Annotated in this window: 19 protein-coding genes and 1 pseudogene; 15 read left to right on the forward strand and 5 right to left on the reverse strand. The window is 49.8% G+C overall.

Going from position 1 to position 12,553, the window contains the following annotated elements; all coding sequences use genetic code 11:
• Positions 1 to 92: 92 nt before the first annotated feature.
• The 3 genes and pseudogenes from JK198_RS04620 to JK198_RS04630 form a co-directional block, all read right to left on the reverse strand.
• On the reverse strand, positions 93 to 419 hold the full coding sequence (locus JK198_RS04620; RefSeq protein ID WP_029687118.1) for a hypothetical protein: 327 nt from the start codon (positions 417 to 419) through the stop codon (positions 93 to 95).
• An 860-nt stretch (positions 420 to 1,279) separates the two neighbouring features.
• Positions 1,280 to 1,690, reverse strand: coding sequence for a hypothetical protein (locus tag JK198_RS04625; RefSeq protein ID WP_212710013.1), 411 nt, complete (start codon positions 1,688 to 1,690; stop codon positions 1,280 to 1,282).
• A 166-nt stretch (positions 1,691 to 1,856) separates the two neighbouring features.
• A pseudogene (locus JK198_RS04630) lies at positions 1,857 to 2,589 on the reverse strand (S24 family peptidase).
• 77 nt (positions 2,590 to 2,666) lie between these two features.
• Between JK198_RS04630 and JK198_RS04635 the strand changes: the two are divergent.
• The 5 genes from JK198_RS04635 to rdgC all read left to right on the forward strand — a co-directional run bounded on the left by JK198_RS04635 (position 2,667) and on the right by rdgC (position 5,975).
• Entirely contained in the window at positions 2,667 to 2,897 is a 231-nt protein-coding gene (locus tag JK198_RS04635) for a helix-turn-helix domain-containing protein (RefSeq protein ID WP_212710039.1), read from the forward strand.
• 106 nt (positions 2,898 to 3,003) lie between these two features.
• Positions 3,004 to 3,282, forward strand: a complete 279-nt coding sequence (locus JK198_RS04640; RefSeq protein ID WP_212710011.1) for a CII family transcriptional regulator — start codon at positions 3,004 to 3,006, stop codon at positions 3,280 to 3,282.
• Positions 3,283 to 3,359: 77 nt separating this feature from the next.
• Entirely contained in the window at positions 3,360 to 4,349 is a 990-nt protein-coding gene (locus JK198_RS04645) for a replication protein (protein WP_249213258.1), read from the forward strand.
• On the forward strand, positions 4,346 to 5,047 hold the full coding sequence (locus tag JK198_RS04650) for a replication protein P (protein ID WP_212710010.1): 702 nt from the start codon (positions 4,346 to 4,348) through the stop codon (positions 5,045 to 5,047). The genes JK198_RS04645 and JK198_RS04650 overlap by 4 nt, the downstream gene beginning before the upstream one ends.
• 16 nt (positions 5,048 to 5,063) lie before the next feature.
• The gene (rdgC, locus tag JK198_RS04655) at positions 5,064 to 5,975 is read left to right on the forward strand and encodes a recombination-associated protein RdgC (protein WP_212710009.1); all 912 of its coding nucleotides are present in this window, start codon (positions 5,064 to 5,066) and stop codon (positions 5,973 to 5,975) included.
• A 77-nt stretch (positions 5,976 to 6,052) separates the two neighbouring features.
• Here the strand turns inward: rdgC and JK198_RS04660 are convergent, their stop codons facing one another.
• On the reverse strand, positions 6,053 to 6,262 hold the full coding sequence (locus JK198_RS04660) for a hypothetical protein (protein WP_212710008.1): 210 nt from the start codon (positions 6,260 to 6,262) through the stop codon (positions 6,053 to 6,055).
• A gap of 75 nt (positions 6,263 to 6,337) precedes the next feature.
• On the opposite strand from JK198_RS04660, the gene JK198_RS04665 reads away from it, so the two are divergent.
• The 6 genes from JK198_RS04665 (at position 6,338) to JK198_RS04690 (ending at position 10,149) form a co-directional block, all read left to right on the forward strand.
• A complete protein-coding gene (locus JK198_RS04665; protein WP_212710007.1) occupies positions 6,338 to 6,787 on the forward strand; it encodes a DUF1367 family protein in 450 nt (149 codons plus the stop codon).
• A gap of 9 nt (positions 6,788 to 6,796) precedes the next feature.
• Positions 6,797 to 7,051: a hypothetical protein gene (locus JK198_RS04670; RefSeq protein ID WP_212710006.1), complete on the forward strand. Its 255-nt coding sequence runs from the start codon at positions 6,797 to 6,799 to the stop codon at positions 7,049 to 7,051.
• A gap of 156 nt (positions 7,052 to 7,207) precedes the next feature.
• A complete protein-coding gene (locus JK198_RS04675) occupies positions 7,208 to 8,395 on the forward strand; it encodes a DNA cytosine methyltransferase (protein ID WP_212710005.1) in 1,188 nt (395 codons plus the stop codon).
• A complete protein-coding gene (locus JK198_RS04680; protein WP_212710004.1) occupies positions 8,358 to 8,726 on the forward strand; it encodes a hypothetical protein in 369 nt (122 codons plus the stop codon). Before JK198_RS04675 ends, JK198_RS04680 begins: the two co-directional genes overlap by 38 nt.
• Entirely contained in the window at positions 8,680 to 9,273 is a 594-nt protein-coding gene (locus JK198_RS04685) for a recombination protein NinG (protein WP_249213259.1), read from the forward strand. The genes JK198_RS04680 and JK198_RS04685 overlap by 47 nt, the downstream gene beginning before the upstream one ends.
• A gap of 96 nt (positions 9,274 to 9,369) precedes the next feature.
• On the forward strand, positions 9,370 to 10,149 hold the full coding sequence (locus tag JK198_RS04690) for an antitermination protein (RefSeq protein ID WP_212710003.1): 780 nt from the start codon (positions 9,370 to 9,372) through the stop codon (positions 10,147 to 10,149).
• Between the two features lie 143 nt (positions 10,150 to 10,292).
• Here JK198_RS04690 and JK198_RS04695 read toward each other — a convergent pair whose 3' ends face one another.
• Positions 10,293 to 10,592, reverse strand: a complete 300-nt coding sequence (locus JK198_RS04695; protein ID WP_212710002.1) for a hypothetical protein — start codon at positions 10,590 to 10,592, stop codon at positions 10,293 to 10,295.
• Between the two features lie 267 nt (positions 10,593 to 10,859).
• On the opposite strand from JK198_RS04695, the gene JK198_RS04700 reads away from it, so the two are divergent.
• Genes JK198_RS04700 through JK198_RS04715 form a run of 4 tightly spaced genes read left to right on the forward strand, consistent with a single transcriptional unit; the run spans position 10,860 to position 12,347 of the window.
• Positions 10,860 to 11,111 (forward strand): phage holin, encoded by a 252-nt coding sequence (locus JK198_RS04700; protein WP_087488942.1) that lies wholly within the window; start codon positions 10,860 to 10,862, stop codon positions 11,109 to 11,111.
• An 8-nt stretch (positions 11,112 to 11,119) separates the two neighbouring features.
• Positions 11,120 to 11,599, forward strand: a complete 480-nt coding sequence (locus tag JK198_RS04705; RefSeq protein ID WP_212710031.1) for a lysozyme — start codon at positions 11,120 to 11,122, stop codon at positions 11,597 to 11,599.
• Positions 11,596 to 12,072 carry a lysis protein gene (locus tag JK198_RS16970; protein ID WP_349290180.1) on the forward strand — a complete coding sequence of 159 codons (477 nt, stop codon included), beginning with the start codon at positions 11,596 to 11,598 and terminating at the stop codon, positions 12,070 to 12,072. The genes JK198_RS04705 and JK198_RS16970 overlap by 4 nt, the downstream gene beginning before the upstream one ends.
• The gene (locus JK198_RS04715; RefSeq protein WP_212710001.1) at positions 12,069 to 12,347 is read left to right on the forward strand and encodes a hypothetical protein; all 279 of its coding nucleotides are present in this window, start codon (positions 12,069 to 12,071) and stop codon (positions 12,345 to 12,347) included. Before JK198_RS16970 ends, JK198_RS04715 begins: the two co-directional genes overlap by 4 nt.
• Positions 12,348 to 12,553: the final 206 nt, after the last annotated feature.

Below are 12,553 nucleotides of genomic sequence, written 5' to 3' on the forward strand. Positions count from 1 at the left end.
TGGCATATGGATACCGGGATAATGACTACTTCTTCCTGAAGATAAAAGCAGCGTTCCCCGGTAAAACGCGATGAACCATAAAAAAGGCCGCGTTAGCGACCTGTCTTACTTCTTAACCATATGCAGTACGGGCCATCTTCAGTGTCATGAATCGAACCAATGAACCACCCTTCGCCATCTGGTCGTGTTGGAGTCCAGCCTGAAATATTCGCATCTAGATCACCATCAGCATATTTCTCTGCAAATTCTGATGCGTTGTGATCGTATTCGAGCCCAAGTACGAAAACCTCAAGTTTATTTTTAGCTAGCCATGCCTCAAACTCTCCCGGAGCGCCATATTCATTTCCGTTAGCCGGTTCAAAGAAATCAGGGTGCGTCCAAAAACCAAGATCATCGCGCTGCACATCTAAAGCATTCATACTTCACCTCACACTAAAGGAATCGAACGACCGCGCGACTTCTGACGGCCGGTGCATGTTACCCGGTCACTCTTGGTGCGGTGTCCGGCTGAATAAATGGCTACATCTGGCATACATATAGCCTCTGACTTTGGCTCTCTGTCTCTCAGGCTTAGCGTTCCGTATGCGGCCCGGCTTATCCGCTGGGGGCAGCCAGAAAGTATCTCCTCGATACGCTGCTCTAGTCGGCTCTCAGCGGCTAATTGTTCACGTTCTAACTTGCGGCGCTCAATACGGCGCAGCTTACAGCGTTGTTTTGCGTTCATGATTACCTCCGTAATTGGCTTTGGTGATGTGCTGGGATATTGCTTACCCGTGCTCAAGCGGCTTGGCGAGTCTTGCTTGCATCCGTCTTGATTAAGCGCACTTGCAGCGCTACTCAGGTGGCTTAGCTTGCTTCTCTTCTCGCGCACCCAGTCACATCCCAAAACCAACTGCGTTTTGGTGTACACCTCTCGGCATACCAACCTAGTTATTAATGAGCAGCCTGACTTCATGTCTGGCGCGGCAGGTAATCCGTTTACCGCATCGATGTTTCGTTTTGATGGGTTGATAATAGCTAAAGCGATAATGATGGTCAATCGTTAAGGCGATAATATTGATAGCTAAAGTGATAAGCTGGTGATTGTTAAAGTAATTTATTTTTCCACAGACGAAAAAATTCCCGCACAGAGCAGGGCGGGATAGTGTCGGAGGTTCGGTCTGGTTGTGATTTCGGAAGATGCAGCTATGAGGGGAGGGGGGATCGGAGGTTTACAGGCACAAAAAAACCGGCGCGGTGCAAGCGAGAAGTGAATCTATTTATCAATGCGCCTGTCTTTTTACCTTCTACTGCAATAGGGGGTCAATTTGAGAATTGCCACTTTCATCCCATCAGGATTAGTGAATACAGGATCTACAAGAGGGTCAGAGAAATCAATGCTTTGAGTTCGTACAGACTCATATTCACTAATCAGTTTCTTTAGCTTCTGTTGATTTCCTCGCGGAGATACGTCAATCAGTGCATTAAACTCCCTTGTTGTGATATTAACTTGTTGGCTATATGGGAAAATATTCAGTTCAACAAGTTCTAACTGCTCTCTAAGTTTCTGTCTAATTAGATCAGCTACTGCATTGAATTCCTTCCTTTTCTCTCCTTTGATAGCATACATATAACTGAGGTAACCACTTGCAGGAACCGCAGTAATAGATACAATCATTGCAATTGTTGCAACAGTATCGCTATATAACATGGAGCCATCCTATGACCGATTCTGATATCTTTGCCACCATTGCATTGGTGGTATCTATAACCAATCTATCTGTAATTTTGTATGGAATCTGGAGGCTTAGAGGCTAAGAAAACCGCACCTCATCCCCATCACTTAAACCGCATCTTGGCCTCAACGGCCACGCCAATTACCCATGCTTCCGGTAAGCCTGCGGCATACTTCCAATTACCTTCCCGAAGATGACCACACGATTCATTTCGTCGCGCTCTATGGGGTCCCATGGCGTGTAGTTCTTGTTGTCTGAGATGACCAGCAGCTTGTCCTTCATCTTTTGCAGGCGCTTCACGTGGGCCGTGTCGTCGTACAGGAAGGTGTATATCCCATCTCCTTCGAACATCTTGATACTGATGTCCACAAACAGGAGATCACCGGCCTCTATCGTTCCAGACATACTGTCACCATTAGCGCTAATTACCTTGACGCTATCCAGGCTCCTGCCATTGAAAAGAGCTTTCGCCTCTTCCGACGTGTATTCGATCGCCCGAACCTTCTCTACGAAGTCATGAGTCAGGTAAGTTCCTGGCCCGGCGCTGGCTTGTATATCGAGAACGTCAACTCGATAAAAGTCCGCTCTTTGAGCTGATGCTGAGGAAATAGATCCATCGGAGCTATGCATCTCACCATCGCCAGAAGAAAGCCATTCAGGACTAACATTGAGGGCCATTGCTATCTGAACAGCCTTGCGAGACCCTTTGGCTCCATTGAGTAATTTATTTACGCTGGACTGAGCCATCCCTACCGACTTAGCCAATCCACCTTGCGTAACTCCTGCGTTTGACATAGCCAACGCAAGCCTCTCAGAAAAAGTCATATAGCACCTCGAATTTGAATAACTCAAGTTTATAGCTCAAGCGATACATTGGCAAAAAATCGCATAGGCGATTGTGTTTCGCTTTGGCGATAGCTATAATGCAATCAATCAATCGAAAAGGTGATTATTATGAATTTAGCTATTGAAAAAGCGATTGAGATTGCTGGCAGCCAAATGGCTTTAGCTAAACGTTGCGGTAAAGCTCAATCAACCATCAGCGACTGGCTGAGTGGTAAGAAAAAAATCTCTCCAGAACATGTGCATAGCTTAGTGGATGCAACTGAAGGGAAAGTACCGGCCTACGAATTTAGGCCTGATTTACCAAACCTGTTCCCGCGTCCAACTAAGGCCGCATAAGCACCAACCGCTCTTTAATAACCTGCGCCCCTGCCGAAATGTGGGGAACCAATCTAAGTGACAGCACCTGCTGATCACTCAACTACACACACAAGGATATTAAGCAATGGAAACAGCAACTACACGCAACAAGGCCCGCGCAATTGAAAGCAAGTTATTGAACAAAATTGCTTTAGTTGGCCTGAGCAACGTAGCAAAGGCTATCGGCGTTGACAAATCACAGGTATCGCGCTGGAAAGCCAGCTTCATTCCGAAGATGTCACTGCTACTGGCGGTTCTGGAGTGGGGCGTGGATGACGAACAGATTAACGATCTGGCTCAGCGTCTTCGGGTATTACTCACAAATGAAAAGACCCCAAAGAACGGCGAATTCTTTGAGGCCTGATAGCGAATTTTTGGACCAACTCACAGGAGGAATTATGCCAGGCATAACTGGATATGTAAACAGTAAGGAGGGCCGCTATGGCAACCGCAGCCCTTTATGATTTTAACTCCGCTCGCAATCTCAGGAGCAATCGGATGGAAAACCAGAAGTCAGGTTTTGTGCCGATGTACCGGAGTATTTTAAAGCAGTCATGGAGGAAGGACGTTTATCTTAGAACGCTGTGGCAGGACCTGTTGTTTGCTGCACAGAAAGAGCCACGGAAGGCAAGTTTCAGAGGTCATGACTGGCAGCTTAATACCGGACAACTGGTCACAACACTGGACGATTTAGGGGCCAATCTCTGCAACAGGGATGGGGATCCAACAAGTCGTCATGCAGTGAAAAGAATGCTCACCGTGTTCGAAAAAGAAGGGATGATTACTGTCCATTCTGAGCACCGAAAAGGGACGGTGATCACCATCCTGAATTACTCAGAATATAACCAAAAAATGGCCGATTTACCCGCGCATAACATCGCGCACTACTCCGCGCATAACAAACTCAGTGATACCAACGCCTCAGAGGGTGATGCCGCGCATAGTGCCGCGCACTACCCCGCGCACCATGAACAACAATGTAATAACAATAATAAAAACCTTACGTCCGAGAATTCTGACGAATCCTCTGACCGGCCCGATAAAAATCCTCCTGCTCTCCGTCCCGGGGCTGCAATCCAAAGCGGAAACAAGTGGGGATCGGACGAAGACCTTCGTGCTGCTGAATGGCTTTTTGGCAAGGTGCAGGAAATATCACCCTCTGCGAAGAAGCCGAACTATGTTGCCTGGGCTAACGACATCCGACTCATGCGGGAACGGGATAACCGAACCCACAAAGAAATCTGCCAGTTGTTCAAGTGGGCCTGTCAGGACAGCTTCTGGCAAGGCAACGTCCTTTGCCCTGGAAAGCTCAGGGAAAAGTGGGACCAACTGGCGATTAAGTGCAGCAAACAACAGGTTAGCGCTCAGGCTGCCATCCAGCAGGACGTACCCCACTGGAACAGCCCTGAATCATGGGAGGAATTTATATGAGTCGATTACTCCAGGCGGTCGCCAACCGTGATGCCAAGGCGTTATCGCAGATTGCCGGTAACTATCCTGATAAGCCATCACAAAGCGTGGTCAACAGCGAGGCAGAGCACCTGGTTGATGCACTGTTCCGACAGTTCCGGCAGGTATTCCCGGCGGCATCCGCAACAAATTTGCGCACTCCAGCAGACGAATCAGCCGCAAAAAAACAGTGGATTGCTGCTTTCGCCGAAAACGGGATCACCACCCGCGAACAGTTGGCAGCCGGCATGCGGTGGGCGAGGGCGAAAGACACTCCGTTCATGCCGTCACCGGGCCAGTTCATTGAACAGTGCAAGGCCGGTGCCTGCCATGCAGCAGGGTTGCCGGACGCAGACGAACTGTACCGGCGGGTGATGAAGTATTGCGGTCAGCGGGGATTTTACGAGTGCCCGGAGAACTACCCTTGGGAGAACAACGCGGATTACTGGATGATCACCACCCTGTACAGCCAGATGCAGGCCGGCAACCTGACGGAATCAGAACTGCGTCAGCGGTGCGGTAAGCAGCTCAAATCCATGGCTGACCGGATCACTTCCGGAGAGGATATCCCCGAACCCCGGAAGCAAATCCCGCAGTTGCACATACCGTCAACTACCCAAACAGCAAAATCACACATCGCCAATATCCGGCAGATGATGAAACAGTCCCGCCACAACTAACCCGAAGGAATACCCGATGAAATTTTTCAAGAATGCGGCAATTTACCGTATGGCCCGTGACGTCATTATCCTGGACGAGTTGGAAAACTTACTGGAGCACTGCCAGTTCACGCCGTGTAGCTCTCAGGACATGGCAAAGTCTGGCTGGGTACCGCCAATGGGCGAAGCATTCAGCGACCAGCTGGCCCATATCTCCGGTGGCCACGTTCTGCTGACCGTTCAGCGCGAAGAGAAAATCCTCCCGGCGCCGGTTATCAAGCAGGCCCTGGAAGCGAAGATCGTCAAGCTGGAAACCGAGCAGCAGCGCAAACTGAAAAAGACCGAGAAAGACAGCCTGAAAGACGAAGTGCTTCACTCGCTATTACCGCGGGCATTCAGCCGCTACACGCAGGAGCGTATCTGGATTGATACCCAGGCTCAATTAATCGTGGTTGACGCCTCCAGTGCGAAACGGGCCGAAGATTGCCTGGCGCTGCTGCGGAAATCAATCGGCTCACTGCCGGTCGTGCCGCTGACCACGGAAACCCCTGTCGAACTGACGATGACTGAGTGGGTGCGGGACGGCAATACACCGGCAGGAATGTCGCTACTGGACGAAGCCGAACTGAAAGCGGTACTGGAAGAAGGCGGAATCGTCCGCTGTAAAAAACAAGCTCTGGTCAGCGATGAGGTATCAACCCATATCGAAGCCGGTAAGCGCGTTACCAGCGTAGGCATTGACTGGCAGGAGCGTATTCAGTTTACGCTCACTGACAGCCTGCAACTGAAACGCATCAAGCCAGCAGATAGCCTCGTTGAGCAGAACAACGATATCGACCGGGAAGACGTAGCGGCAAGATTTGACGCTGATTTCTGCCTGATGGCCGGTGAAATGTCGGTTCTCATTGGCAGTCTGATAGGTGCCCTGGGTGGTGAAGCTCTGAGCTAACCTACTACTTGGATATTTAGCCATCCCAACATGAAGCTGAAACGGCATTTAATTCGAAATTTAACAGACTAATCAAATTATGATTTGTCTTCTTTCAATGTGTACTCAGTACCATCACTTTCCCTAGTCATAATCATAGTTTGATAGTTGATATGAAAGACAGCAGTGTCAGACTCAAATTTATTGTCTTTTATCTCATACGTTTGGCCTCTATGTGAGAAATAAATATCGTTTTCAATGTAGCCGTAGCAATTACTACCCTGAATGATTTTGTATTTTTTGTTCATAGAAGATTCCTGTTTGCTAAGGGTTAACTCAAAAAGCTACCAAGTCTGCCTCTTTAAATCAAAGGAGATTAACCATTGCAATTCGATCTGGTGAAACACCCAGGCGGCGTATTTTCTCCAGCAAATGATACCGACCTCGAACGACTCCAGCGCTTCAAAACCGGCGAAACCTACACAGCCGAAATCAAACTGACCCGTAATCCAGCTTTTCACCGCAAGGTAATGGCCTTCTTTGGCTTTTGCTTCGATCACTGGTGCGCCAATCGTGCCGGTCTGGAGCATATGGACGAACACAGTCAGTTTGACCGGTTCCGGAAAGATCTGACGATACTGGCTGGTTTCTATGTCCAGACAGTCCGGTTAAACGGTGACGTCCGGACAGAAGCGAAAAGCCTGGCGTTCGCCAGCATGGACCAGGAGAAATTCGAGAGGGTGTACAGCGCACTGATTAACGCCGCCATCAAACACATATTCTCGGGGACCAAAGACCCGAACATCCTAAACAGGCTGTATGCCTTTTTCTGAGGAAGTCTTATGACACCATACCGACAAAAGATACTCGACCTATTCGAGGACGGCCGCTGGTTAACCAACGGCGAAATAGTCGCAGCAACAGGGTTTCATGCCAGCAAAGTAAACCAGGACCTCCGGTGGTTGATTGATAACGACAAAATTCAGTTCAAAACCGATCCTGCACGGGCGTGTGCCAATGTTTACCGGAAAAGCACAATGCCATCTGTTGGCCGTGTAAAACTGCTGGATAGTTACCTCAGGGGGTGTCATGGCTAGCCCGACACTGAAAACTCTTAATAACCTGATATTCCGTCCCACGCCTCTCTCCCGTAATAAACCCAAACCAATCCCGTCAGCATCTGAGGTCACTACCTACGACCCCGGACACCTGCTGCGCAAAAGGAAATATGACTGCATGAGAACGAGGCGCATATGACAGCGTATTACAACGAGTTTGACCCCAAGGCCGCCGCATGGCTTCGGGAACTGATTAAACAAGGCCACATTGCTGACGGCGTGGTTGATGAAAGGAGTATCACAAATGTTAGACCAGAAGACCTTGCCGGATTCACTCAATGTCACTTCTTCGCTGGAATTGGTGGATGGTCATATGCATTGCGTCTTGCAGGTATCCCCGACGACTACCCGTGCTGGACAGGATCGCCACCATGCCAGCCTTTCAGCGTTGCCGGCAGACATCTCGGGCAGCTCGATGAAAGACACCTTGCCCCGACATTCATGCGGCTCGTTGAGCAGTGCCAGCCTCCAATCCTCTTTGGCGAGCAGGTTGCGGCAGCGATTGGAAAACACTGGCTCGATGATTTATTCACTGAGCTGGAAAGACAAGGCTACGCCTGCGGGGCGGCAGTATTGCCAGCGTGTAGCATCGGTGCCCCGCACAAAAGGGATCGAATTTTCTTTGGCTCCATTAAGGAACTGGCCAACGCCAACAGCGAACAATGGCACAGGGCTGGGGGTGTCAGGGCGCCAAGGAGGAATGAATCTTCAGACAGCGGTCTCTGTAACAGCATGGCCAACCCCGACTGCGGCAGAGTCGTCGGGCGGGAGGGGGCCGAGAAAGGGGGTAACTGCAACAGGGAAACTACCCAACGGGAAAAAGGCCTCAATGGGTTGCTCAGAAGTCGCAAAGCTGACCTTAACCGGGTGGCCAACACCAACAACAATCGACAATTCACAGATTCGAGGGGAGGGCAAAACTATAGGAACGAGCCGAGGAACAACTCTTGGCGGTGCTGCTCGACTAATAGACAAGCCTATCCGAATTATAGCGGTAACTGGTCATACCCTGATTGGCTCGGCGGCAGGGATGGATATTTTAGGCCAGTTGAACCCGGCACATTCCCGCTGGCTAATGGGATTTCCGCCAGAGTGGGACGCCTGCGCGGTTACGGCAATGCCATCGTCCCGCAAGTAGCGGCTGAGTTTATCGGGGCATTTCTCGACAGTCTGGCGGAGATGCCTTGCACGGCCTGTGGCTTCCCGGCCACTGATAACCAGCTCTGTGATACCTGTGGTGAGCTTTACAGCGCAAAGAGCCCTAACTTTTACGACCTGGGAGGTGATGATGAAAACAATAATTCATCCGGGGAAGAGAATTAATGATTTAACCGAAGCCAATTACCAGCTAAGAAGAGAATTGCTTATTGCCCGTCAGCACCTTTCGTCAGCCAACCATCGGTTAGACATGGCTCAGAAAGAGTTATCGGTCAGAAACTACGACATGTCGAGCATCCCACCGATACCAATGACAAAGCGGGTTCTAGGCTGGATAGCTGAGTTCGCTGTCCCCTGGGAAGCGCTTTACTGCCCTGAGTGCAAAAGCTGGTTCTCGGAGCTGGATCACTTATTCCCTTACCACCAAGAATGCAGTGTCTGCAAATGCGATGAAAATGGAGGTGATGATGGTCAGGCAGAAAAAGCCGAAACCTAAAACATGCCGCCACTGTAAATCGAAATACTCTCCTCGCTCCACCACCCAGATAGTCTGCTCACCATCCTGCGCAATCCAATACAGCAAGCACCAATCAGCGAAACAAGCTGAGCGGCAGGCTATTGCCGATCGGAAAGCGCACCGGGAACGTAAAGCAGACCTGAAGCCATTAAGCCACTGGATGAACATGACCCAGCGGGCGTTTAACGACTTCATAAGGGCGCGGGACGGGGAGGTTTGCATCAGTTGCGGCAGTCGGTCGGCAGTCAGTTATCACGCCGGGCACTACCGGACTACGGCCAAGGCAAGTCAGCTTCGGTTCAACGAAGACAACTGTAATAGCCAATGCTCAGCCTGTAATACCCACCACTCCGGAAATATCGGTCCGTACCGTCTCAATCTGATAGCCAAAATCGGCACTGAGCGGGTCGAGGCGCTCGAAAACAACAACGAGCCACACCGATACACCAGGGAAGAACTGGAATTGCTCAGGGTGCGTTACAGGAAGAAAACCAGAGAGCTGATTAAACAGCGGGAGGATTCATGATCTGGCTAACCAAACTCCTCAGCCATTTCACCCCGATAGTTCCGGATGTAAAACCCGCTCACTGGCAATCATGGGATGCCACATCCCGGAGGAAGAATGAATCTCGAAAATACAGTTAAGTTTCACAGCCCGAAATCCCCGCAATTCACCGACTCCCCACGGGCAACCGCATCAGAGGCATTAACCGGCACTGACGTTATGGGCGCATTTGGGATGGCACAGAGTCGCTCTCAACTCGGATTCACAGCTTTCAGCGGCAAAATGGATCTGAGTGAGAACGACAAGCGAAAGGCAATTCAGTTACTGACACAGCATGGATTAAAGCACTGCGACAAGGTGGCAGCCTTACGCAAGCTTGAAACAAAGCTTAAGGGAAAAGTGGTGCAAACTCTCGCAACTTTCGCATACCAGGACTATTGCCGGTCGGCAGCCAGTGCAGTGATGTGTTCCTGTTGTAATGGAAATGGGGTAATCCGCAAAGTAGGAACCGTTGTAAAGCATCCTGGATGTGGCAAAAAAATACCGGCTCGACTGGCTGAAGAGGAAGCAGAAGTTACGTGCGAGAAATGTAACGGGCGAGGAGTCATATCGACATCCTGTGTTAAGTGCCGTGGTCGCGGCGTGGCGTTAAACAGAAAGGAAACTGAACGGCAGGGCGTTCCTGTAATGTCCTCATGCAAGCAATGTTCAGGTCGTGGATATGAACGTCTGCCGGCATCAATATGCTTTCGTGCCATCAGGCAATTTACTGATTCGCTATCACCAGATGTGTGGGATAAAGCGGTTAAACCTTTTTACGAGTCTTTGATAGCCCAACTTGAAAAAGAGGAATCAGCTGCGAATTACATTTTGTCGAAAGTTACGAGCAAAGTTTAATTCCGGTATCGTTTGCTTCTTGCAAAATGCGGAAAACTAGAATATCATCGCTCTAATACTATAAATCCGTTGGTTATTAACGTGATTATCTGACAAAAAGCCCCGCCTAACCGCGAGGCTTTTTGTTCTCGGTCAAAGGATTTTTAGTGAAGCACATTGCCCGTTTTGTATCCCATAAGTTCTAATTTTGAGCGCGCAATTTCAGCTGCCTCCATAGTACTGTTGACCGAAACCCAAATGTTGGATTCAGGAGATGGCTGATCCTCTACCCAGGAGATCGGTAAAACCTTTATAGGGTTAAATAATTGACGCGCGTTAGGTGCGCTCATTAACTTCTCATTCATCTCATTGCTCACAGTAAGGCATGCTTGCCGTAACTTCGCCATACTGATTTCACTGCTAGATGTGAAAACCCTAAATTTCTCATCTTGGCCATTTCTCATGGATAAATTCCTTAGTTGTTTTGTTTGGCAATTCAATTATACAGACCGAATGATTTATGGCTAATGAGGAATTTTTATGAATCGTTAAGTGCTACCAATTGGTAACTTTTTATGCGCAAAACATAAAGGCATTTGCAGGGTGTTTTCGGACGCTTTAGAGACTGCAAGTGCCTTTTTCTTTTCTGCAATATTTTGCCGTTTGCCTGACCTTACGGCTGAATCCCCCTACACACAGCACCGAGCTTTTCTCAAGCAAAGGTGGAACCCATGAAGATAAATATCATGCCCGACAAAATTGCATCGGCAGCAAGCTATTGCGTGTCCGGCACACTTGTCTGCGGAGGTAGCGTGGCCCAATGGATCAATGACCTCGACTGGAACAAGATAGCCGTTATCAGCGGGATCATCGTAGGTGTCGCAACACTACTGGTGAATGCCTGGTACAAAAGCCAGACGCTGAAAGCCTATAAAGACTCGATTGCCCGGGGAATCCCCAGCGCACCGCCAGAAGGTGACTGACCATGGCCATATCACCTTCACTCCGAAAGAAGCTGATTACGGCCGCCGGTGGAGGTGTTATTGCCATTGCATCGGTTCTGGTTAGCAGCCAGGAGGGGATAGAGCATATCCCGTACCGGGATGGTGGCGGGGTCTGGACTGTCTGCAAAGGACACACCGGACCTGATGTCATTCCCGGACGCACCTACACGGACGCTCAGTGCAATGCTTTCCTGTCTGCGGACATTGCTATCGCTAACCGGTCGGTCACCCGCCAGGTAAAAGTCCCGATGAATGAAATGCAGGAAGCCGCTCTGACCAGTTTCGTGTTTAACGTGGGGGCCGGTAATTTCTCCCGGTCATCGTTACTGCGTGAGCTCAACGCCGGTCATTATACCGAGGCCTGTAACTCGCTCACCCGGTGGGTGTACATCGGCCGGACTAAATCCACTGGCTTAATGAACCGCCGGGAAATCGAGAAAGAAATCTGCCTGTGGGGTGCTCAATGATTTGGCTACTCGCAAACTGGCGTTATGTGCTGATCACTTTACTGGCCGGAATCCTGCTCAGTGTTGTAATCCTGATGGATCACTATCGGCATTCAGCGGATGAGTGGAAAGCAATGTCTCAGCAGCAATCATCTCTGGCAGATTCCCGGCTCAAAACTATCATCACGATGCAGGCGCAGCAGAAATCTGTCTCTGACATCGACAACCAGTACCAGAAAACTATCAAGGCGAAAGACGATGAAATCAGTTCTCTGCGCAACAGCGTTGACTCTGGTGCTGTCCGGTTGCGCATCAAAGCAGTATGTCCGGTCGGAGTGTCCAAAACCACCGGCACCGCCAGCCGCTCTAATGCAACCAGCGCCGAACTCAGTCCAGACGCTCGACAAGATTATTACACCCTCCGCAGCCAACTGAATCAGGCCGCTGCACAGATTAACGGCCTGCAGGCTTACATCAGGGAAATCATCAAATGAAATTCATCATCTGGCTAATCAGCCTTTTTAACCGAGAGAAAGAGAAAATGACCGAACCAGTAGCGAGCGCAACCGTAGCAGAACAGCCAGCAGTGGCAGATACCGTACAGCCAGCCACCACTGAACCAGCGTCAACTGATACTGGAATTGTGGAGAATGTAGAGCGTGACCTCGGCCAGTTCTACGACATCGTCAAAGAACTGACTGAGCGATTCGGCGCTGAATACAAAGAACTGGCTATCGACTTTGCTAAAGCTGTCAGCGTGAAGAAGTAATCAGAACAGAGGCCATTGCGGTGGCCTCGATTGTGATTACCCGACAAGTAATTTCACTCCCCAAGCCCACTTTAACCGGTGGGCTTTTTTATTGGCGCAACGCAATGCGCTGTTTATCACACCGAATCCAAACCCTTTGAAATGAACCTTCGAGGAAGTCAGTTTGTGCTGGCGAGCCTTCGGTGGGCTGATTTCCATTGCGGCGA

This window comes from Tatumella sp. JGM91, assembly GCF_018257575.1.
GTDB classification, from domain to species: Bacteria; Pseudomonadota; Gammaproteobacteria; order Enterobacterales; family Enterobacteriaceae; genus Tatumella; species Tatumella punctata.